This window comes from Providencia manganoxydans (genome assembly GCF_016618195.1).
Lineage (GTDB): Bacteria > Pseudomonadota > Gammaproteobacteria > Enterobacterales > Enterobacteriaceae > Providencia > Providencia manganoxydans.
In genome coordinates this window covers 2,239,810-2,261,476 of record NZ_CP067099.1, presented here as the reverse complement: position 1 = coordinate 2,261,476, position 21,667 = coordinate 2,239,810, and the positions used below count along the sequence as shown (strand labels likewise).

The 21,667-nt window shown below is 40.3% G+C and carries 19 protein-coding genes; 16 read left to right on the top strand and 3 right to left on the bottom strand.

What is annotated here, in order from left to right:
• Positions 1-10: 10 nt before the first annotated feature.
• Positions 11-931: a DNA replication terminus site-binding protein gene (gene tus, locus JI723_RS10055; protein WP_272579876.1), complete on the top strand. Its 921-nt coding sequence runs from the start codon at positions 11-13 to the stop codon at positions 929-931.
• Between the two features lie 85 nt (positions 932-1,016).
• On the opposite strand, the gene fumC is transcribed toward tus, so the two are convergent.
• Positions 1,017-2,414, bottom strand: a complete 1,398-nt coding sequence (fumC, locus tag JI723_RS10050; RefSeq protein ID WP_070928066.1) for a class II fumarate hydratase — start codon at positions 2,412-2,414, stop codon at positions 1,017-1,019.
• Positions 2,415-2,594: 180 nt separating this feature from the next.
• Between fumC and manA the strand changes: the two genes are divergently transcribed.
• The 3 genes from manA (at position 2,595) to add (ending at position 6,730) form a co-directional block, all read left to right on the top strand.
• On the top strand, positions 2,595-3,773 hold the full coding sequence (gene manA, locus JI723_RS10045) for a mannose-6-phosphate isomerase (RefSeq protein WP_140179578.1): 1,179 nt from the start codon (positions 2,595-2,597) through the stop codon (positions 3,771-3,773).
• Positions 3,774-3,884: 111 nt separating this feature from the next.
• Positions 3,885-5,525 carry a YdgA family protein gene (locus JI723_RS10040; RefSeq protein ID WP_081335945.1) on the top strand — a complete coding sequence of 547 codons (1,641 nt, stop codon included), beginning with the start codon at positions 3,885-3,887 and terminating at the stop codon, positions 5,523-5,525.
• Positions 5,526-5,725: 200 nt separating this feature from the next.
• Complete coding sequence (add, locus tag JI723_RS10035) at positions 5,726-6,730, top strand: adenosine deaminase (RefSeq protein ID WP_337979347.1); 1,005 nt, start codon at positions 5,726-5,728, stop codon at positions 6,728-6,730.
• A gap of 156 nt (positions 6,731-6,886) precedes the next feature.
• On the opposite strand, the gene JI723_RS10030 is transcribed toward add, so the two are convergent.
• Positions 6,887-7,861 carry a bile acid:sodium symporter family protein gene (locus tag JI723_RS10030; RefSeq protein WP_337979346.1) on the bottom strand — a complete coding sequence of 325 codons (975 nt, stop codon included), beginning with the start codon at positions 7,859-7,861 and terminating at the stop codon, positions 6,887-6,889.
• A gap of 48 nt (positions 7,862-7,909) precedes the next feature.
• Positions 7,910-8,953, bottom strand: a complete 1,044-nt coding sequence (locus tag JI723_RS10025; RefSeq protein WP_070928076.1) for an oxidoreductase — start codon at positions 8,951-8,953, stop codon at positions 7,910-7,912.
• Between the two features lie 117 nt (positions 8,954-9,070).
• On the opposite strand from JI723_RS10025, the gene JI723_RS10020 reads away from it, so the two are divergent.
• From JI723_RS10020 to JI723_RS09965, 12 genes are all read left to right on the top strand, one after another.
• Positions 9,071-9,511 (top strand): DUF2569 domain-containing protein, encoded by a 441-nt coding sequence (locus JI723_RS10020; protein ID WP_070928079.1) that lies wholly within the window; start codon positions 9,071-9,073, stop codon positions 9,509-9,511.
• Positions 9,512-9,599: 88 nt separating this feature from the next.
• Positions 9,600-10,181, top strand: a complete 582-nt coding sequence (gene rsxA / locus JI723_RS10015) for an electron transport complex subunit RsxA (protein WP_070928081.1) — start codon at positions 9,600-9,602, stop codon at positions 10,179-10,181.
• The gene (rsxB, locus tag JI723_RS10010; protein ID WP_140179576.1) at positions 10,181-10,786 is read left to right on the top strand and encodes an electron transport complex subunit RsxB; all 606 of its coding nucleotides are present in this window, start codon (positions 10,181-10,183) and stop codon (positions 10,784-10,786) included. The genes rsxA and rsxB overlap by 1 nt, the downstream gene beginning before the upstream one ends.
• Positions 10,779-13,307: an electron transport complex subunit RsxC gene (gene rsxC / locus JI723_RS10005; protein ID WP_337979345.1), complete on the top strand. Its 2,529-nt coding sequence runs from the start codon at positions 10,779-10,781 to the stop codon at positions 13,305-13,307. The genes rsxB and rsxC overlap by 8 nt, the downstream gene beginning before the upstream one ends.
• Positions 13,308-13,320: 13 nt before the next feature.
• The gene (rsxD, locus tag JI723_RS10000) at positions 13,321-14,406 is read left to right on the top strand and encodes an electron transport complex subunit RsxD (RefSeq protein ID WP_272581382.1); all 1,086 of its coding nucleotides are present in this window, start codon (positions 13,321-13,323) and stop codon (positions 14,404-14,406) included.
• A 9-nt stretch (positions 14,407-14,415) separates the two neighbouring features.
• Positions 14,416-15,042, top strand: coding sequence for an electron transport complex subunit RsxG (rsxG, locus tag JI723_RS09995; RefSeq protein ID WP_272581383.1), 627 nt, complete (start codon positions 14,416-14,418; stop codon positions 15,040-15,042).
• A 2-nt stretch (positions 15,043-15,044) separates the two neighbouring features.
• Positions 15,045-15,761, top strand: a complete 717-nt coding sequence (locus JI723_RS09990; protein WP_140179569.1) for an electron transport complex subunit E — start codon at positions 15,045-15,047, stop codon at positions 15,759-15,761.
• A 20-nt stretch (positions 15,762-15,781) separates the two neighbouring features.
• Complete coding sequence (gene nth / locus JI723_RS09985) at positions 15,782-16,423, top strand: endonuclease III (RefSeq protein ID WP_070928091.1); 642 nt, start codon at positions 15,782-15,784, stop codon at positions 16,421-16,423.
• Positions 16,424-16,532: 109 nt separating this feature from the next.
• A complete protein-coding gene (locus JI723_RS09980) occupies positions 16,533-18,476 on the top strand; it encodes an exoribonuclease II (protein WP_140179567.1) in 1,944 nt (647 codons plus the stop codon).
• A 193-nt stretch (positions 18,477-18,669) separates the two neighbouring features.
• Complete coding sequence (gene osmB, locus JI723_RS09975) at positions 18,670-18,888, top strand: osmotically-inducible lipoprotein OsmB (RefSeq protein WP_070928095.1); 219 nt, start codon at positions 18,670-18,672, stop codon at positions 18,886-18,888.
• A gap of 419 nt (positions 18,889-19,307) precedes the next feature.
• Complete coding sequence (locus JI723_RS09970; protein WP_140186597.1) at positions 19,308-20,549, top strand: YjgN family protein; 1,242 nt, start codon at positions 19,308-19,310, stop codon at positions 20,547-20,549.
• The gene (locus tag JI723_RS09965) at positions 20,546-21,568 is read left to right on the top strand and encodes a M48 family metallopeptidase (protein WP_337979344.1); all 1,023 of its coding nucleotides are present in this window, start codon (positions 20,546-20,548) and stop codon (positions 21,566-21,568) included. The genes JI723_RS09970 and JI723_RS09965 overlap by 4 nt, the downstream gene beginning before the upstream one ends.
• Positions 21,569-21,667: the final 99 nt, after the last annotated feature.

Below are 21,667 nucleotides of genomic sequence, written 5' to 3'. Positions count from 1 at the left end.
CATCTGTGATATGAACAAAGCTAAATATGATCTTCTTGATAACTTCAAACAGTTGGAAAGTAGAATATCTGAATTCAGTCAACAGCTGTCACAATTAACTGACTTTACCGCTGTTGTATTTCGTTTACCCGACATAATGAAAGGCGATGAAAACAAAGAAATTAGTGAAATTTATGTTGAGAAATTTACCGGTGTATCCGCCATTAAACAGGCTATAGACCATTTTAACCTATTATTTCTTCAAGATAAATCAGAATCAACGAGCAATAAATCTGCTATTCGCTTACCTGGTGCAATATGTGTCAGTACCCCCTATTCTACTTTTCGTTTACTTCAGTCTCAATTAGATGAAATTAATCAGTTAAAAAAACAAATTAAACATATCGTTACGAAAAAATCAGGAATTGATGAATCACAACGCTTTGAATTTGTTCATGATAGTTTACATGGCCTATTGACTCTCAATACCTATCGAACACTAACCTATCTTGTTGATGTTGATACTGTTAGATTTGGCTGGGCCAATAAAAAGGTTATCAATAAAGTCACTAAAGAACAGATTCTAAATAAGTTACAGGATTCATTAGAGAGTAAACGTTCACCATTAGGAATGACCCGTGAACATTGGCAAAGCCAAATAGAACAAGAAATACTTCTGATCAAAAGTTTAAGCGATAACGCAGTTTTAAAAACACAACGTCCAGTGAAAGTACAACCTATTGCTCGAGTTTGGGACAGCGCACAGCAAAAACAAACACAATTAGCCTGTGCGAACCCATTGATTGTATTTGCGGTTGATAAATCTTATGAAGAGATAGTGCTAGGCGATCTACCTGATTATCGAGCGACGAATATTGCTTTACGCAATCGGCCTCGTTCAAAGCCTGTTGAGTTGCTGCTCCCGCGTCTCAACTTATATGTCGAAATATGATGTGATAGAGTAACTGATACAATTAATTATATAAAGCACTTGCTACTCTACAAGCAAGTGCTTTTCATTACCAATCAATTAATGATTAGCTTTTCATGCTACCAACCATATCTTCAGGGCGAACCCACTCATCGAACTGCTCAGCAGTCAGATAATTCAGTTTCAATGCCGCTTGTTTCAGCGTTAGCCCTTCTTTATGGGCTTTCTTAGCAATTTCAGCTGCTTTATCATAACCAATGTGCGTATTAAGCGCAGTGACTAACATTAGCGATTCATGCAGTAATTTTTCAATACGTTCACGGTTTGGCTCGATGCCAATTGCACAGTGCTCATTGAAACTACGCATACCATCAGCTAATAAACGGATAGATTGCAGGAAGTTATCAATCAACATTGGACGGAAAACGTTCAATTCAAAGTTACCAGAAGCACCACCGATGTTCACTGCAACATCGTTACCCATTACTTGAGCGCACAGCATAGTCAGTGCTTCACATTGAGTTGGGTTTACTTTACCAGGCATGATAGAGCTTCCTGGTTCATTTTCTGGAATAGAAATTTCACCGATACCACAACGCGGACCCGATGCTAACCAACGAACATCATTAGCGATCTTCATTAATGATGCGGCCAAACCTTTTAGAGCACCATGAGCATGTACTAATGCATCACAGGTTGCCAGTGCTTCAAATTTATTTGGTGAAGTAACAAATGGTTGCCCTGTTAGCTCAGCAATTTTTTTCGCAACACGCACCGCGTACTCTGGATGAGTATTCAAACCTGTACCAACAGCAGTACCACCTAACGCCAGTTCACAAACATGTGGAACTGAATTTTCAATGTGTTTCTCACTGTGAGCTAGCATTGCTGCCCAGCCAGAAATTTCTTGGCCTAAAGTCAGTGGAGTTGCATCTTGCAAGTGGGTACGACCAATTTTGACGATGTCTTTGAACTCTTTTGCTTTAGCATCTAACACTTTGTGTAACGCTTTCAGTTCAGGTAACAAGTGTTCGCGAATGGCAACAACTGCCGCAACATGCATTGCCGTTGGGAACACATCATTTGAACTTTGGCTCTTGTTCACATCATCATTTGGGTGAATAAGACGGTCGTTCCCTCTTTGCCCACCTAAGATCTCGCTACCACGGTTCGCTAGCACTTCGTTCATGTTCATGTTACTTTGCGTACCAGAACCTGTTTGCCAAATAGCGAGAGGGAATTCAGTAGGATGTTTACCCGCTAATACTTCATCCGCAGCTGCAACAATTGCATCACCACGATCTTTAGGGAGTAATCCTAAATCCATGTTCACACTCGCCGCCGCTTTTTTAGTGACCGCTAAAGCATGGATCAATGCGACAGGCATCTTTTCTACAGATATACGGAAATGTTCTAAAGAACGCTGAGTTTGCGCGCCCCACAACTGGTCAGCAGGTACTTCGATTGGTCCCATTGAGTCTTTTTCAATGCGAGTGGCTGCCATTACTATCTCCTTAAGTACATACACAGAATAATCGGTTTTGGAATCATTGGCTTGCAGGTAAGCCGATGACAACGAACCTATAATGCCACATATTTAATTTCAATAATGCGACTTAACCGTGTTTATTGTATTGTAGTACATAAGGAAATACGTTGATTTTTAGAAAAAGAGAGTTTACCCATGCTAAAAATGATTAATAAAGTTCAAAATTATGACTGGGGAAGTAAAACTGCTCTCACGCAGTTGTACTCAGTCCCTAATCCAGAACATTTGCCAATGGCTGAATTATGGATGGGGGCTCATCCCAAAGCGAGTTCTTACGTTATTGACAATAAAACAGGGCATAAACTCTCATTAATCGATTACATCGCACAAAACCCATCTCAAATTTTAGGCGATAAAATAGCAGAGACATTTAAATCTCGTTTACCTTTTTTATTTAAAGTGCTTTGCGCTGCAAGACCACTGTCAGTTCAAGTTCATCCAAATAAAGTATACGCTGAGGTTGGCTTTGCAAAAGAAAATGCGGCGGGTATTCCATTAGACTCCCCCATCCGTAACTATAAAGATGATAACCATAAGCCCGAGTTAATTTATGCACTAACTCCGTTTAAGGCAATGAATGCATTTCGCCCATTAGAGGAAATTGCTGAATTACTTGATTTTGTCTCTGCCGCACATCCAGAAATTCAGTTTTTTGTTCAATCACCTAACGATGAGAAACTCGCTAAATTATTTGCACAAATTCTCAGCCTGACTGGAGAGCAAAAAGAACTCGCTTTAGGGGTGTTAAAAGCAGCATTAAATAGCCGCCAAGGAGAACCGTGGAATACGATAAAACAAATGGTCAGTCTGTATCCAGAAGATACAGGGCTATTTGTTCCTCTTTTGCTTAATGTCATCGAGTTGCAGCCGGGCGAAGCTATGTTCTTGTATGCAAGAACGCCTCATGCCTATATTGAAGGTGTTGGTTTAGAAATCATGGCTAACTCAGATAATGTATTGCGTGCTGGGCTAACAAATAAGCATATTGATGTTCCTGAATTGATTGCTAATGTCGATTTTATTTCGAAAACTAAAGAAAGCTTACTTAGTGAACCAGAAAAATCAGGAAATATCTGTAAATATCATATACCAGTAGAAGATTTTGCATTTAGTATATATTCTATTAACGACACGGGAATAGGCATAACTAATGAAACCGCTTCTATTCTATTTTGCATAGATGGCGAATTAGTTTTGAAATCAGGCGATGATGAATTAAAGATCTGTTCAGGAGAATCTATTTTTCTTTCTGCCTTTGAAAAAGAAGTTTATGTCACAGGTGTGGGTAAACTCGCTCGCGTGTATAACCTTTAATGTGTTTTTTTGTGTTTTATTCGTCTTGATTGCACGCAATAGACGGTTGGATGAAACTTGTAAATTTTTATAGTGCGTTAATAAAACGTGCTAAAAGGATGGATGTTTATAATGAAAAAGTCATTAGTTGCAGTTGGTGTGATTGTTGCTGTTGGTGCGGCTTGGACCGGTGCATCTTGGTATACAGGCTCTAAAGTTGAAAATGAACTGAATAAAATCATCAGCAACACTAACGAGTTCTTTGCTGCAAATGCCCCTGAAGCGGGTGTTGTGTTTAAAGTTGAAAACTTTAAACGTGGCGTCTTTTCTTCACAAGCGAACATCGTTATTTCAGCAGCAGAATCTAACGGTGCTGATGAAACTATAGTCTTCAATACCGATATTGAACATGGCCCTTTCCCTCTATCTCAAGTTGCTAAGTTTAATTTAATTCCTAAACTAGGTGCCGCGAATATTGAGCTCGCAAATAATGCTGCGACTAAAGAGTTATTCGAAATCACTAAAGGTAAACCTTTCATTTCTGGTACTGCTGTTGTTGGTTATAGCAAAAGTATTGATTCTAATTTAGAGTTGCTTCCAATTGAATATTCTAAAGATGATGCAAGTATCTCTTTCAGTGGTTCAAAACTGGTATTCAATTCCTCTGCTGATTTCGCTGATGTTGATGGCTCAATTATCACTGATAACTTAGTTATTCAAAAAGCTGACAAATCTGAGAGCATGACGTTAAAAGGGTTAAAAATAACCACGAACGTAACCAAATCTCAATACGGCTTCTACACGGGTAAACAAGATCTCGTTATTGCTGATACTGATTTCAACATCCCAGAAACGAAGTTCTCTTTCAAAAATCTGGTTATAGGTTCTGATACTGTTCTTGAAAAAGAAAGTGTTAAAGGTAGCATCTCCTATAGCATTGACGATTTGAAAGCATTAGAGCAAAACTTAGGTTCAGGTAAAGTTGCACTTTCAATCGATAAACTGGATGCGAAAGCGCTGGGTAAATTTGTTGAGCAGTACAACAAAGCATTAGCCGAAGGTTTGGCTACAGGTGATCCTTCGGCAGCGGCTGAGCAAGTTGCAATGGATATGATGACCAAAACATTGCCTGAGTTACTGCAAAGTAAACCAACCTTCTCTATCAGCCCGGCTTACTGGAAAAACGACGCAGGTCAAAGTTCAATCGATTTGAGTATGACCTTCAACAAATGGGATCAAGACGAACTGACTTCATTGGCTATGGCTAATAAAGTGGATGAGGCCGTTAAGAGCCTACTGACTTCTTTTGATTTTAACTTTACGTTGAATAAACCAATGGCGATTGAGTTAATAGCTCAAGCCGCAATTTTAGATCAAGGTAAAGCTGTTGATGCAGCGACTAAGAAGCAATTTGTGGAGCAAGCAACCGCTGAGTTTGACCAAGCGCAAGTTATGCTGACTTCAGACATGTTCTCTTCACCATTCGAAGAAATGTTCATGACCGATGAACAACGTGCAGAAAAAGCAAAACAGAAAAAATCACCTTGGATGGTTGAAAAAGGTAATGACCTGACAATGACTATCAAGTTCGCAGGTAACGATATCACCTTCAATGCTGATAAATACACTCTTGCTGATTTCTTAACTAAAATGAAAGTTATGTCTAGCCCTGAAGATAATATGGGTTATGAAGAAGACTTAGCTGAACCAGAAATGGGTACTGAAGAAGCCCCTGCGGAAGGTGCAGATATTGCTGTACCAGCAGCTAACTAATTACGATTAATTAGTTAGGATCACAAACAAACGCCAGCTTTATTTTTAAGCTGGCGTTTTATATTTATACCCCAAATAATTCGAGGTGCAGCCAATAGCAGATAAATTAGTCACCAAATGCGCTGACTAAAAGCACTGCAACGTGAAGGATGACGGGTATATACTAAAGATACGATATAACGACATAGGAACGGAATTCAGTGATCAACAAACAACTACCACTCACAGACATTCATCGTCATCTCGATGGCAATATCCGCCCTGAAACAATTCTTTCTCTCGCACAACAACATAATATTATTTTACCTGCTAATGAAATTGAAAGCCTACGCCCTCATGTGCAGGTTATTACTCAAGAAGCTGATTTAGTAGGTTTTTTACAAAAGTTAGATTGGGGAGTCGCCGTTTTAGCTGATTTAGATGCTTGCAAACGAGTCGCTCAAGAAAATGTTGAAGACGCTTATAATGCTGGCATCGATTATGCTGAATTACGCTTCTCTCCGTACTATATGGCCATGAAACATCAGCTTCCTATTGAAGGTGTCGTTGAGGCTGTAATCGATGGCATTGCCGCTGGTTGTCTAGAATACGATATAAAAGTAAATCTAATTGGTATTCTAAGCCGTACTTTTGGCCAAGAGGCTTGCGCAAAAGAGTTAGCTGGATTATTAGCCCATCGTAATAAACTGTGTGCTCTTGATCTTGCAGGCGATGAACTTGGCTTCCCTGGCGCCCTATTTCATAATCATTTTAAACAAGCGAGAGATGCTGGCTTACAAATTACCGTACATGCAGGTGAAGCAGCCGGTGCTGAAAGTATTTGGCATGCAATAAAAGAGCTTGGTGCTCAACGGATCGGCCACGGTGTAAAAGCTAGCGAAGATCCGAAACTTATTGAGTATTTAGCAACACATAAGATAGGTATCGAAAGTTGTTTAACCTCTAATATTCAAACCAGTACCGTTGCTTCTTTGGCTAACCATCCACTGAAAATGTTTTTACAGCACAGAATCATTGCCTCAATAAATACGGATGACCCTGCGGTAGAAGGCATTGAATTAGCTTATGAATATGAAGTTGCTGCACCTAAAGCAGGATTAACCCCTGCTGAAGTTGAACAAGCTCAAATTAATGGTTTAACCATGTCATTCCTCAGTGATAATGAAAAACAGCAACTACGGCAAAAAGCTGCCCTACGCCAATAAGTCACCATCTAACGACCATGGGTAGAAAGTCCCTTTCTGCCCTGTTTAACCTGTAAATGGCGCCATTGTTTATGTGATTTTTATTTTTTACACCACAAGTATGTTGTAACTAAAAACTATAAGACCGAACAAGTTTAATTGTTCGGCTGATAAATATTATTTAGTTAGACGCTTGGCGTAGCGCTGTGCAAGAACAGCACTAACCATTAACTGAATTTGATGAAATATCATGAGTGGTAGAAGGATCACGCCAACTACCGAGGCTGGAAATAGTACATTAGCCATAGGTACCCCATTGGCGAGGCTTTTTTTAGAGCCACAAAAAACAATGGTGATTTCATCTTCTTTACTGAATTTAAATAGTCGAGCTGCAATTATATTTAGCATCATAACAATAAATAAAATAATACAACTCACGACAGCAATCATAAATAATGAGAAAGCATCAATCCGTTGCCAAATTCCCTCTACTACCGCTTCACTGAACGCAACATAAACAACAAGTAGTATCGATGAACGATCTGTAATATTGATCAGCTTACGATTGCGACTCATCCAATTAGCAAGTAATGGTCGAGCTAAGTGTCCTACAACAAATGGTAACATCAATTGCAGTAAGATTGACCCTATCGCATTGAGCGTGTCCATCGCTTGACTGCCATCTTCATCCATTAAAAAACCAACAAGTATCGGAGATAAAAAGACCCCAAGTATGCTTGACGCTGATGCACTACAGATTGCGGCAGCAACATTACCTCCGGCAACAGAAGTAAATGCAATTGCTGATTGTACTGTTGCGGGCAATGCACATAAATAAAGGAAGCCCATATATACCGTTGGAGACATCCATGAAGGCACCATAAAGTGCAACCCTAGCCCAATAATTGGAAATAAAATAAATGTGCTAGAAAACACCATTAAATGTAGTCGCCAATGCCCTATCCCAGCAACAATTGATTCTCTAGATAGTTTTGCGCCATGCATAAAAAAGAGCAATGCAATCGCTGCTGTGGTTAAATATTGAAAAGCCACCTTTATATTCCCCTCACAAGGAAATAGGCTGGCAATCACGACAACACAAATCATGATCAATAAGAACGGATCAATTTTTAGTTTAGCTAACAAATTCATCATATTACCCAAAAAAGAACCAGCAAATGCTGATGCATCAAATAAATATTAGAAATCAATATTGATAGTACGTTTTTCCTTGTCAGAACGTATGCCTGCTTCAATAAGTTTCATAATATTGATAGCTTCTTGAGGAAGAACAGGCGTGGCTGCGCCATTGCGTATCGCCTCATAAATTGCAAGATAATATCCACCATAGTTACCTTTCTCATTGATCCATTCTTGGGTAACGAGTTCATCATTTTGTGACAACGTCACGTAACCGTTGCGTTTATCTATTCCCCAATTATCATCAGTGGGTAATCGCCCTTTTTTCAATTCATCTTCTTGTGAATCAAGGCCATATTTAACATAGCTACCTTTCATGCCGTGAATAACATACAACGGTGATTCTGCTGCTGCGACTGTCGTCGCATGTAAAACCACTTTTTTATCTGAATAGTTAAGTAAAACATGAAAATAATCAGTTGCTTCAGCATTAGGGCGAATAATGCCTAAATCAGCCGTAATACCGAGCGGTTTACCAAAAAACTGCAATGCTTGATCTAATAAATGAGGGCCTAAATCATACCAAATACCGCCACCTGCAACAGCTGATTCACGCCATCTTTGACGCGTTTCGGGACGATAGCGATCAAAGTGTGATTCATAATATTTGATATCACCTAAGCAACCATCAGCAAACAGTTTTTTAAGGGTTAAAAAACCTGCATCCCAACGGCGGTTATGGTAAACAGAGAGTAACTTACCCTCTTTAAGCGCCTGTTGTTGTAACTTTTCAGCTTCTTCGACCGTCACTGTGAATGGCTTATCAACAACGACGTGCTTACCTGCAGCCAATGCTTGGCTCGCTAATGCATAATGTGTGTCATTAGGTGTGGGAATTATGACTAGTTCTATTTCTGGATTAGCAAACAATTTTTCAGGGGAAGAGGCAACAGCTACATTCGGCCAATCGAGGGTGACTTTATTAGGATCGCTACTAGAGATGGCTGTCAATTCATATCCGGGTAACGTGGCAATAAACGGCGCATGAAATGTTTTACTGGCATAGCCATAACCCACAATACCTACTTTTATCGGTGTAGACATAAGTAACCTCATTAATTATTTTTTATTCGTAACCACAAAAAGTATCACCATAACCAATTAATTAGCAAATTAAACTATGGTAGAATACTCATTAATTGATTTTATGGAATAGATGATATGACTCCTGTTTATGACCATCACCGTATCACTGGTTGGCTACTCGCTCCAGCTGCTTTTATTTTACTCACTTTCTTTGCCGTTTGTGCGATGGTTGTTATGTATTCCATTAAGCTTTATCAAATAATCACCACCATCGATAATTGGACTAGTTATATTCCACTTGATTGGTGCTTATCTTTTTTGATTACCATCGTAATGGCATTATTTACTGCTCATATCATTAAACTCATGTTTAACCGTTCCCGCTTCTTCCCACGCCGCTTTATTATTTGGCTGCTGATCTTATTACTACTCGGGCTAAAAACATTTGCATTTGCCGCTGTCGATGATGCAACAGCCCTTAAAGCATTGGCTTGGCCTCTTATCGGTGCTGGTTTCTTTGTCCCCTATATCAAGAATTCTGCACGTGTAAAAATGACTTTCACACAAGATCGATAAGCATCACAAAAATAGCTTGTTATGATACGGCCTGTTTAACTGACATTCGTCGTTTTTTGTACTTTTAATTTTGTTTTCAGGCTATGAAATGACTGATTATCTTTTGCTATTTATTGGAACAGTACTGGTTAATAACTTCGTACTGGTAAAATTCCTTGGTCTGTGTCCTTTTATGGGCGTATCAAAAAAACTCGAAACAGCCATTGGAATGGGATTTGCCACGACCTTCGTAATGACGCTCGCCGCGATCTCTTCTTGGTTAATGGACACCTTAATATTGGTTCCCCTTGACCTCCTTTACTTACGCACATTAAGCTTTATCTTAGTCATTGCAGTGGTTGTGCAATTCACTGAAATGGTGGTGAGAAAAACCAGCCCAACCCTGTATCGCCTACTAGGTATTTTCCTACCATTGATCACCACTAACTGCGCAGTACTGGGTGTCGCACTACTCAACATTAACCAGTCGCATGGCTTTTTACAGTCTGCCGTCTATGGTTTTGGTGCGGCCGTTGGTTTTTCATTAGTTATGGTGTTATTTGCAGCCATTCGTGAACGCCTTGCAGTTGCAGATGTACCCGCACCTTTTCGAGGCTCATCTATCGGCTTAATTACAGCTGGATTGATGTCTTTAGCATTTATGGGCTTTAGTGGTTTGGTGAAATTCTAATGATGTCATTATGGATTGCTATCGCTATTTTAGCTGTATTAGGGCTGATTTTTGGTCTGATCCTTGGCTATGCCTCTTTACGTTTTAAGGTTGAAGAGGATCCGATTGTTGAAAAAATTGATGCTATTTTACCTCAAAGCCAATGTGGTCAATGTAGTTACCCTGGCTGTCGTCCGTATGCAGAAGCTGTTGCCAATAATGGTGAAATGATCAACAAATGTGCCCCCGGTGGTGAACAAGTGATGCTTAAACTAGCAGAACTTCTTAACGTCGACCCTCAACCTATTGATGGTGATGAAAGCGCACAAAACCCTGTGCGTAAAGTCGCGATTATTGATGAAGACAATTGCATCGGTTGTACTAAATGTATCCAAGCTTGCCCTGTAGACGCCATTGTAGGTGCAACTCGTGCAATGCATACCGTTATCGAAGATTTATGTACAGGGTGTGATTTATGTGTAGCCCCCTGCCCAACAGACTGTATTGAACTTGTCCCCGTGAAAACCACCACAGCAAATTGGAAATGGGATTTAAACAGTATCCCAGTTAAAAATATACCTGTATCACCGAATCAAACAGCAGTAAAAGGTGAAACACATGTTTAATTTATTTAACTGGTTGAAAAAAGATAATATTTGGGACTTTGCAGGTGGCATACATCCACCTGAAATGAAGCTACAGTCTAGCCAAACACCCATGCGCATTGCCACGGTCCCTGATGAGTTAGTCATTCCATTACAACAACATTTGGGCCCAGAAGGTGAACTAATAGTTAATGTTGGCGATCATGTATTAAAAGGCCAACCATTAACGCGAGGTGTTGGGCGGACTGTTCCTGTACATGCTTCAACATCAGGCACGATCACCGCCATCAAACCGATGGTCACAGCTCACCCTTCTGGCTTGAGTGAATTATCCGTTTGTCTCAAATCTGATGGCCTTGACACTTGGTGTGAATTGTATCCAGAGACGGATTATTCACGTTTAACGCCTCAACAGCTACTGCAAAAAATCGAACAAGCAGGCATTGCGGGTTTAGGTGGAGCAGGATTCCCTACCGCTTCAAAACTTGCCGGTGGTAAAGATGCTATCAAAACATTAATTGTTAATGCAGCAGAGTGTGAGCCTTATATCACCGCTGATGACCGATTAATGCAAGAGCATGCTGATGAAGTGATTGAAGGCTGCCGAGTATTACAGCATTTGTTAAACCCAGACCAAATATTAATTGGTATTGAAGATAATAAACCTGAAGCAATCGCAGCGTTAAAAAATGCGATTACTGACCATGACAGACAGATCATTGTTCGTGTCGTGCCCACTAAATACCCTTCTGGCGGTGCTAAACAGCTCACTAAAATCTTAACTGGTAAAGAAGTGCCGTCTGGTGCCCGTTCGTCACAAATTGGCGTACTGATGCAAAACGTGGGAACTGTCGTTGCAATTAAACGAGCAATTATCGATGGACAACCATTAATTGAACGTGTTGTGACCGTGACTGGCGAGTCAATTACTTCTCCCGGTAACTTTTGGGTACGTTTAGGAACTCCTGTTTATCATCTCCTAAAGCAAACAGGCTTTACACCTGCCACTGAACAAATGGTGATCATGGGAGGGCCTTTGATGGGCTTTACCTTACCTGACCTTAACGTTCCTGTTGTGAAAATCTGTAACTGCTTATTAGTTCCTAGTCTTGAAGAAGTGGGTCAAAAACCACTAGAAGAAGCTTGTATTCGTTGTGGCCTGTGTGTTGAGGCATGCCCTGCTGCCTTGTTACCTCAGCAATTATATTGGTTTAGTAAAGGTAAAGAACACGAAAAAGCCCAAAAACATAACTTGTTTGACTGTATTGAATGCGGAGCTTGTGCTTATGTCTGCCCGAGTAATATTCCGCTGGTACAATATTATCGACAAGAAAAAGCTGAAATACGCGAAATTAATCAAGAAGAACGCCGTGCTGCTGAAGCTAAATTGCGTTTTGAAGCAAAACAACAGCGAATGGAGCGAGAGAAACTCGCTCGAGAAGAACGCCACAAAAAAGCCTCAGTACAAGTCGAGGCATCTGATAAAGATGCAGTTGCAGCGGCATTAGCTCGCGTAAAAGCTAAACAAACTAATGCAACAGCTGATATCAATATTGTCAGTGGCGCTGAACCTGATAACAGCGCAGTCATTGCAGCTAGAGCTGCTCGTAAAGAGCTTGCTAGAGCAAAACAAGCAGAAAAACAAGCCGCAACGACCACGGCTAATGATGTAGCAGATGACCCACGTAAAGCGGCCGTCGCCGCTGCGCTTGCTCGAGCCAAAGCTAAAAAAGCACAGCAAGCGGCGGAAAGTGACAGCGTAACTCAAGGAGCAGCTTCACCTGAAGTGGATGACCCACGTAAAGCCGCTGTTGCTGCTGCCATTGCCCGCGCTAAGGCCAAAAAAGCGGCGCAGCAAGCTGAGGCAGCCCCTGCCGCTACTGAGCTTGATGCATCCGTTGGAGTAGCCGAAGCCGAAGTGGATCCACGTAAAGCCGCCGTTGCCGCAGCCATTGCCCGTGCTAAGGCCAAAAAAGCGGCGCAACAAGCTGAGGCAGCTCTTGCCGCGACTGAGCCTGATGCATCCGTTGAAGTAACCGAAGCCGAAGTGGATCCACGTAAAGCCGCCGTTGCTGCTGTCATTGCCCGAGCCAAGGCCAAAAAAGCGGCGCAGCAAGCTGAGGCAGCCCCTGCTGCTACTGAGCTTGATGCATCCGTTGGAGTAGCCGAAGCCGAAGTAGATCCACGTAAAGCCGCTGTTGCTGCTGCCATTGCCCGAGCCAAGGCCAAAAAAGCGGTGCAGCAAGCTGAGGCAGCCCCTGCCGCGACTGAGCCTGATGCATCCGTTGAAGTAACCGAAGCCGAAGTGGATCCACGTAAAGCCGCCGTTGCTGCTGCCATTGCGCGAGTTAAGGCAAAAAAACTAGCTCAAGAAAAAGCACAAATGGTTGCTCAGATTAGAGAAGAAGAGTTGCTCTCTCCAGCCGCGGAGCTACCTATTGAAGAAGAAACGGATCCACGCAAAATTGCCGTTGCAGCAGCCATAGCTCGTGTAAAAGCTAAACAAGCTCAAAAGCAAAATGAACAAACAACGACAGAGTAAGTGATTAGACACCATGAAATTTAGGCCTATTGACCCAAATAATCGCCGCTTAAAAATTGCTAGCGCGCCATTTACCCACGATAAACAAAGTACCAGCTCGGTGATGTTTTGGGTTTTACTGGCAGCGATCCCAGGTATAGCAGCACAGCTTTATTTTTTTGGTATTGGTACACTCTATCAGATCATTTTAGCCATGCTGACTGCGTTAATTGCCGAAGGTATATCTATACGTTTGCGTAAGCAACCTGTTGTTAACGTACTAAAAGATAACTCCGCGGTCGTCACCGCATTGCTCTTAGGTGTAAGCTTACCGCCGTTAGCGCCATGGTGGATGATTGTTTTAGGAACAGCGTTTGCCATTATTATTGCCAAACAATGTTACGGTGGATTGGGACAAAATCCATTTAATCCAGCAATGGTTGGCTATGTTGTATTATTGATATCATTTCCCGTACAAATGACCAGCTGGTTACCACCTCATGAATTACAATCACTCAGCATAAACCCATTAGAAAGTTTAGCCATTATCTTGACTGGACATACGCCAACAGGTGTGACCCTTGATGCTCTACGCATGGGGGTTGATGGTATGAGCCAAGCAACACCTTTAGATAGCTTTAAAACAGGGCTGTTAACACACTCCATTTCTGATGTTTTACAACAACCTATTTTGCAAGGCTCATTAGCTGGTATTGGCTGGCAGTGGGTAAACCTTGGCTATTTGCTAGGTGGGTTGATCATGTTGAACCGCCGCATTATCAACTGGCAAATTCCAGTGTCGTTCCTTGTTACATTAGCTTTCTGTGCAACTGTCAGTTGGTTGCTAGATGATAGCCGTTACTCATCACCGATGTTGCAACTGTTATCTGGTGCAACGATGTTAGGCGCCTTCTTTATTGCAACCGATCCTGTTACGGCATCCACAACACCGAAAGGTCGCCTTATTTATGGTGTTATGATTGGTTTATTAGTTTGGTTAATTCGCGTATACGGCGGTTATCCAGATGCGATCGCTTTTGCTGTGTTATTAACTAACATCGCAGTCCCACTTATTGACCACTATACGCAACCTCGCGCATACGGGCACGGACATAAGTAAGGAGCCTTTATGCTAAATACAATGCGCCGTCATGGCACGATATTGGCTATCTTTGCAGCAGGTACAACAGCACTCAGCGGGGCTGTCTATACCTTGACTAAAGATACTATTGCTCAACAAGCTGCGATCGTTCAAAAGCAGTTGCTCGACCAAGTCGTACCCACCAATTTATATGATAATGAATTTGGCCAAGAGTGTTATCTTGTAGGTGCAGAAGCTGAACTCGGCAGTAAACAGCCGCATCGACTGTATATTGCGCGTAAAAATGGTGAGCCTGTTGCAGCTGCTCTTGAATCAACCGCGCCTGATGGCTATTCAGGAGCAATACACTTATTGGTCGGTACAGATTTCAATGGAAATGTATTAGGTGTTAGAGTTACTGAGCACCATGAAACACCCGGTCTTGGCGATAAAATCGAAACGCGAATTTCAAACTGGATCACGTTACTTACGGGTAAAGTCGAATCAGAACATGATCCTAAATGGGCGGTAAAAAAAGATGGCGGTGATTTTGACCAATTTACAGGAGCAACGATCACACCTAGAGCTGTAGTGAATGCCACTAAGCGTACGGCCACATTTATGCAAAAAATACCACAAAACTTATCAAATTATCCTATTTGTGGAGCTGAATAAACATGAGTGAATCTAAAGAACTGTTTGCACAAGGCTTATGGAAAAATAACTCGGCTCTTGTACAACTATTAGGTCTATGTCCATTACTGGCAGTTTCATCAACGGCAACTAATGCCCTTGGTCTCGGCCTTGCGACCACTTTGGTTTTAGTTTGTACCAACGTCGCCGTTTCTGCGTTTCGTCGCTGGGTACCTACAGAAATTCGTATTCCTATCTATGTTATGATTATTGCATCTGTCGTAAGTGCCGTACAGATGCTGATCAATGCATATGCCTTTGGTTTATATGAATCTCTGGGAATATTTATCCCTCTTATCGTTACCAACTGTATTGTCATCGGTCGTGCTGAGGCCTACGCCTCAAGAAACCCTGTATCACTTTCTGCTATAGATGGTCTAGCGATGGGATTAGGTGCTACCGCCGCATTATTTGTGCTTGGTGCTATGCGTGAAATACTGGGTAACGGTACTTTGTTTGATGGTGCTGATTTACTCTTAGGTTCATGGGCTAAATCATTACGCGTTGAGGTATTACACCTTGACTCACCGTTTTTACTCGCTATGCTGCCACCGGGCGCTTTTATTGGCCTAGCCTTGATGCTTGCGGGCAAATATTTGATTGATGAAAAAATGAAAAAACGTGCCGTACTCAAGTCAGGTGAACAACCTGAACGCGAATATCAAAAAGAACAAGGGTGCGGCAGCCATATTTCTAGATAAAAATAACATTGAATGTGAGTATGAATAAATCGAAACGCATTGAAATATTAACTCGCCTGCGCGATAACAATCCAAATCCTACCACGGAGCTGCAATTCAGCTCCCCTTTTGAATTGCTGATAGCCGTATTGCTATCAGCGCAAGCGACCGATGTCAGTGTCAATAAAGCGACTGCAAAATTATACCCTGTCGCTAACACCCCTGAAGCCATGTTAGCGCTTGGTGTTGATGGTATTAAAGAATACATCAAGACTATTGGCCTATTTAATACTAAAGCCGAAAGCGTAATTAAAACGTGCAAAATCCTAATCGAAAAGCATAACAGCCAAGTCCCTGAAGATCGCGAAGCACTAGAAGCGCTTCCTGGAGTAGGTCGTAAAACGGCGAATGTCGTCCTCAATACGGCTTTTGGTTGGCCTACCATTGCTGTTGATACCCATATTTTCCGCGTTTGTAATCGAACTAATTTTGCTCCGGGTAAGAATGTCGTCGAAGTTGAAGAAAAACTTCTAAAAGTCGTTCCAGCAGAATTTAAAGTTGACTGCCATCATTGGCTGATTTTGCATGGTCGTTATACTTGCATTGCACGTAAACCTCGCTGTGGCTCGTGCATTATCGAAGACCTCTGTGAATTTAAAGATAAGGTTTACCCAGAAAATTAATCTAACACAGCTCCCAGTTATTTGTTGCCTGCGCAAATTTTTCCTTGCCCTAAGACTTTGTCTTACGTAACAATGGGAGCCAAACTCAACCTCCATAAAAACGGTAAGTATGTTTCAAGACAACCCATTGCTCGCGCAACTTAAACAGCAGCTACACTCTCAAACGCCTCGCGTTGAGGGCTTAGTTAAAAGCACCGATAAAGGTTTCGGTTTCCTAGAAGTAGATGGTCAAAAAAGCTACTTTATTCCACCGCCACAAATGAAAAAAGTCATGCATGGTGATCGCATCATTGCCGCTGTTCATACTGATAAAGATCGCGAATTCGCTGAACCTGAAGAGCTGATTGAACCCTTTCTCAGCCGCTTTGTGGGTAGAATTCAAAAAAAAGATAACGATAACCGTTTATTCGTTATTCCTGATCATCCACTTCTGAAAGATGCTATCTCTTGCCGCCCAATCAAAGAAGTTACTCATGACTTTGTTCAAGGCGATTGGGTCGTCGCTCAGATGCGCCGCCATCCTTTAAAAGGTGACAAGGGTTTTTATGCAGATATCACTGAGTTTATTACTGATGGCGAAGATCATTTTGCTCCTTGGTGGGTAACGTTACGCCGTCATCAACTCGACCGCGCTGAGCCGCAAATGGTTGACGGTGAGCGTGATGATGAAGGTATTGAGCGTGTTGATTTAACTGACTTACACTTTGTCACTATTGATAGCGCAAGCACCGAAGATATGGATGATGCGCTCTATGTCGAAAGAACAGAAAATGGTGATATAAAGTTGTATATCGCTATTGCTGATCCAACAAGCTACATCAAAAAAGATAGTGAACTAGATAAGCTCGCTTTAGCGCGTTCTTATACTAACTATCTACCGGGTTTTAACATTCCAATGCTGCCTAGAGAGCTGTCAGATAATCTTTGCTCTTTGCGCCCGAATGAACGTCGCCCTGCTCTGGTATGCTGTGCAACTATTTTAGATGATGGCCACATTGCTGATGATATTCAATTTTTCAGCGCATGGGTCGAGTCTAAATCCAAGTTAGTCTATGATGAAGTTTCTGATTGGCTAGAAAAGTCTGGTAGTTGGCAGCCTGCAAACAAGACTGATCAACAGCAAATTGAATTATTGAAAGAGATGGCTGATAAGCGCCATCAATGGCGTCAACAAAATGCATTAGTATTTAAAGATCGCCCAGACTACCGTTTCATATTAGATGATAAAGGTAATGTCATTGATATTATTGTTGAAAGCCGTCGCTCAGCCAATCGTATTGTTGAAGAAGCCATGATCACCGCGAACTTATGCGCTGCAATCCAACTCAAAAATAGCTTAGGTTTTGGGGTATTTAACGTGCATATGGGCTTTGAGCCCTTACAGATTGAGCAAGTTGTACAAACACTAAAAGATCACGGTATTGAAACAACGGCTGAATCTTTACTTACACTTGAAGGTTTCCGTCAACTTCGCCGTAAATTAGATGCTCAACCAACCCAATTCCTAGATAGCCGCATTCGTCGTTTCCAAACTTTTGCTGAAGTTAAAGGTGAGCCAGGACCACACTTTGGGCTCGGTTTTGATGCTTATGCAACATGGACTTCACCGATCCGTAAATATACGGATATCGTTAATCATCGCCTGCTCAAATCAGTTATTGCCGGTAAGCCTTCTACCGACAAACCAACTGAAGAGCTTTCTTTAAAGCTAGCAGAGCGTCGTCGCGCAAATCGCATGGCAGAACGAGATGTCGGTGATTGGTTATATGCGCGATTCTTGAAGCCATTTGAAGGGACAGATAAAGCCTTCCCTGCTGAAATCATTGATATAACCCGCGGTGGTGTACGTGTTAGATTAACCGATAATGGCGCTGTCGCCTTTATACCTGCTCCATTCTTACATTCTGTACGCGATGAAATTCAATGCAGCCAAGAAACGGGTAGCGTGCTAATTAAAGGTGAGCCCGCATACCAACTCAATGATATTATTAATGTCAACATCGCCGAAGTGCGTATGGAAACTCGTAATATTGTTGCTCGCCCTGTTGCATAATCAATTTTAATACTATAATTCTATGTGCTACTAAATACTTTTTAGTAGCACATTATTTTTATTATCGTCTATTTACCGTGTTGTACTCAGACATATTACTGCTCTCTATATAAATCAATTCCCGATAATTCTGATTCGTATAATTACTGATTGTGATAATTTGGTTACGACCTTGAAACTAGGAGTCACTAAAATGAACACGACAAGTAAACGCGTTATGACATTTACTCTTGCTGCTGTACTAGCTGTGAGTTTAAGTGCTTGCTCAAACATGTCAAAACGAGATAAGAATACTGCTGTTGGCGCAGGTGTTGGTGCTGTTGGCGGAGCGATCCTAACTGGCGGTAGCACACTTGGTACTGTCGGTGGCGCTGCGGTTGGGGGGATCATAGGACATCAAGTCGGAAAATAGATAGATAGATTCATGGATAAGGAGAGGCTTCTCCTTATCCAGCTTCTATAGAATAAACCCCCTCTCAATCTCAATTGTATTAGACTCTTATCCAATAAACTCGCCATAATATCTATTACATTTCAATAAATGTACTATTAAATTTATAACCAAATAACTCTTTAAATGGAAATATAACCCCAAAAATATCTATTTTTAATAATTAAAAAAGACAATCAATTAATGAAAAAGCATTCTTACTTGATTTAAAAAATCATTTAATATAAATAAAAATAATAATTTCCATATAACTAATTAGATGCTATATTCTCGCGGAAATTAATTCAGCATTAATAATCATCAGAAACTTATAAATCTGACAATCTAAATTTGATTTTTTATATACTCACAATGATATTGAGTATAATTAAGGCTCGTTTATGGAAAAGACAACAAACTCTTATTTAAATATAGAAAAAGAAAACCTGTGTTCGGAAACTCATCCTGTTATATTTCATGGTAAAAAATCCGAGTATTTCTTAATTTGGCTCGTAAACTTACTGCTAACAATAATCACTCTAGGTGTTTACTCCGCATGGGCTACAGTAAGAACAAGAAGATATTTCTTAGGAAATACAGAAATTAATGGTTCTAGATTTGAGTATCATGCATCCGCTTTCAGGATCTTTTTAACACGCTTAATTATTGTTGTACTGTTAGTTTTATTCATAGTAAGCGAGTATATTCACGTAGGTTTTAAATATGCATTTTTAGCTACCCTATTCCTTTTAACGCCCTATTTTTTAGTTCGTTCATGGCGTTTTAATGCAATAATGACGAGTTACAGAAATGTGAGATTTAATTTTCAAACCAATTACTCTAAAGCCTATTGGATTATACTGCTCCTCCCATTTCTATTAATAGTAGCATCAATAGTATCTGTTTATGGAATTGGCTCAGTTATTTCCATCATAAACACGATAAATCAACGAAATAATGGGTATTCATACCAAGAATTAAAGAGTTTTTACTTTGTTATGTCGATTGTTCAAATCGCTGTAATGACTGTTTTACTCTACCTTATTGCTAGTTTTCGCTCAAAAAAAATATATGAATTTTTTGTAAATCACCTTTGTTTTGGAAAGTCAAATTTTAGTATAAAATTAAAATATTCAAAATTTCTTAATATCTATGGGATCGCTTTTTTAATATTTTTACCTTTTTTAATCATAGCAGCGTTAGGTTTCTATCAATTTTTATCTACAGAAGTCTTTCATGCAAACTACAATGTAGATAAAAAGAGCACTTCATTTGTTACAAGTGTTCTATTCCTGAGTTATATAGATGTATACGTTGGTTTTTTTGTTTCCTATGCCTATATTCATGTCGCTACTCGACGTCTTGTCATCAATACAATGGAATTCAATAACACATTGAATTTCAAATCAACAATGACATTTTCATCCTATTTACTATTGTTAATTACCAATGCTTTATTGGTTATTTTCACTTTAGGTTTTGGTGCACCTCTCGCCCAAATACGTTATGCCAATTATATGGCTGAAAATACAAAAATTATTGGTGATCTATCATTAAAAAATGAAATAGCTCATGACGATACACACGCAACGGCTTTACATGATGAAGTTCTCAATGAGTTTGATCTTGGGCTCAGTATATGATTTTCAAGGGTAAATACACCTATAATAAAATGGCACAGCAGTACAGTGCCATTTTATTGATAGACAATGTGTCGAATGAAATAACATTAACAATTAACGGCGACAAAAAATCATACTCTCTCTGTGAAATCAAAATATCCGATTCGTTAGGCTCACTACCTGATGTGCTCTACTTTTCGGATGGTGGATGCTTCACCTGTGATAAAAAAAACCAACTACGAAAAATAATTAGAAGTAAAAAAAAGAAAAAACTTGAAATCATTGACTTTTTAGAGCGCCGAAAAGCCACTTGCTTGTATTTGTTTATGAGCTTAATTCTAATGACTACTCTTGTTTTTCAATACGTCATCCCGTATTCATCCGGCATAGTTGCAAAGAATATTCCCATTTTCATCCAAAAAAGCCTCGGAGAAGAAACATTAGCATTACTAGATAAATCTGAGCTTAAACCAAGTAAGTTACCACTAGAAAAACAGCAAGAAATCAGCTTGCTATTTAATAACATTATGTCAATAGAGCTAAAGAACTCACCTTTAAGGCCATCGTTAATATTTAGAGATTTTCCCGGTGAGGCGAATGCGTTAACTTTAGCCGATGGTACAATTATCATTACTGATGAGTTAATTAATCTAACTAAAGATGAAAATGAAATTGCATCGGTATTATTACATGAGATGGGGCATCATTATCATCAGCATATCATGCATACACTAGTGAGCTCTTCATCCATTAAATTGCTATTTTTATGGATGGTAGGGAAAACGTCTAATTTAGAAGAGCTTCTTATAAATTCAGGAAGTTTATTACTCTCTCTGAGCTATTCGCGAGATATGGAATTAGAAGCCGACCAATTTGCATTAGATGCGATGGTAGAGCAGGAACGTCCAATAGAAATGATGAAATCTATATTTACCAAATTATCTGAACAGCACGTAAACGTAAATTCGAAGCTATTAAGTTCTCATCCTTCTTGGCAAGAACGGTTAGATAATTTAGATAAAGCACTATTACAACAGTAAATAGGTTATTGCTAATTTATCTATTGTTTCTCGCTATAAATATTAGATATATCAACAACAATAAATCTGTATTAGACTTAAATTCAAAATCAACCCATC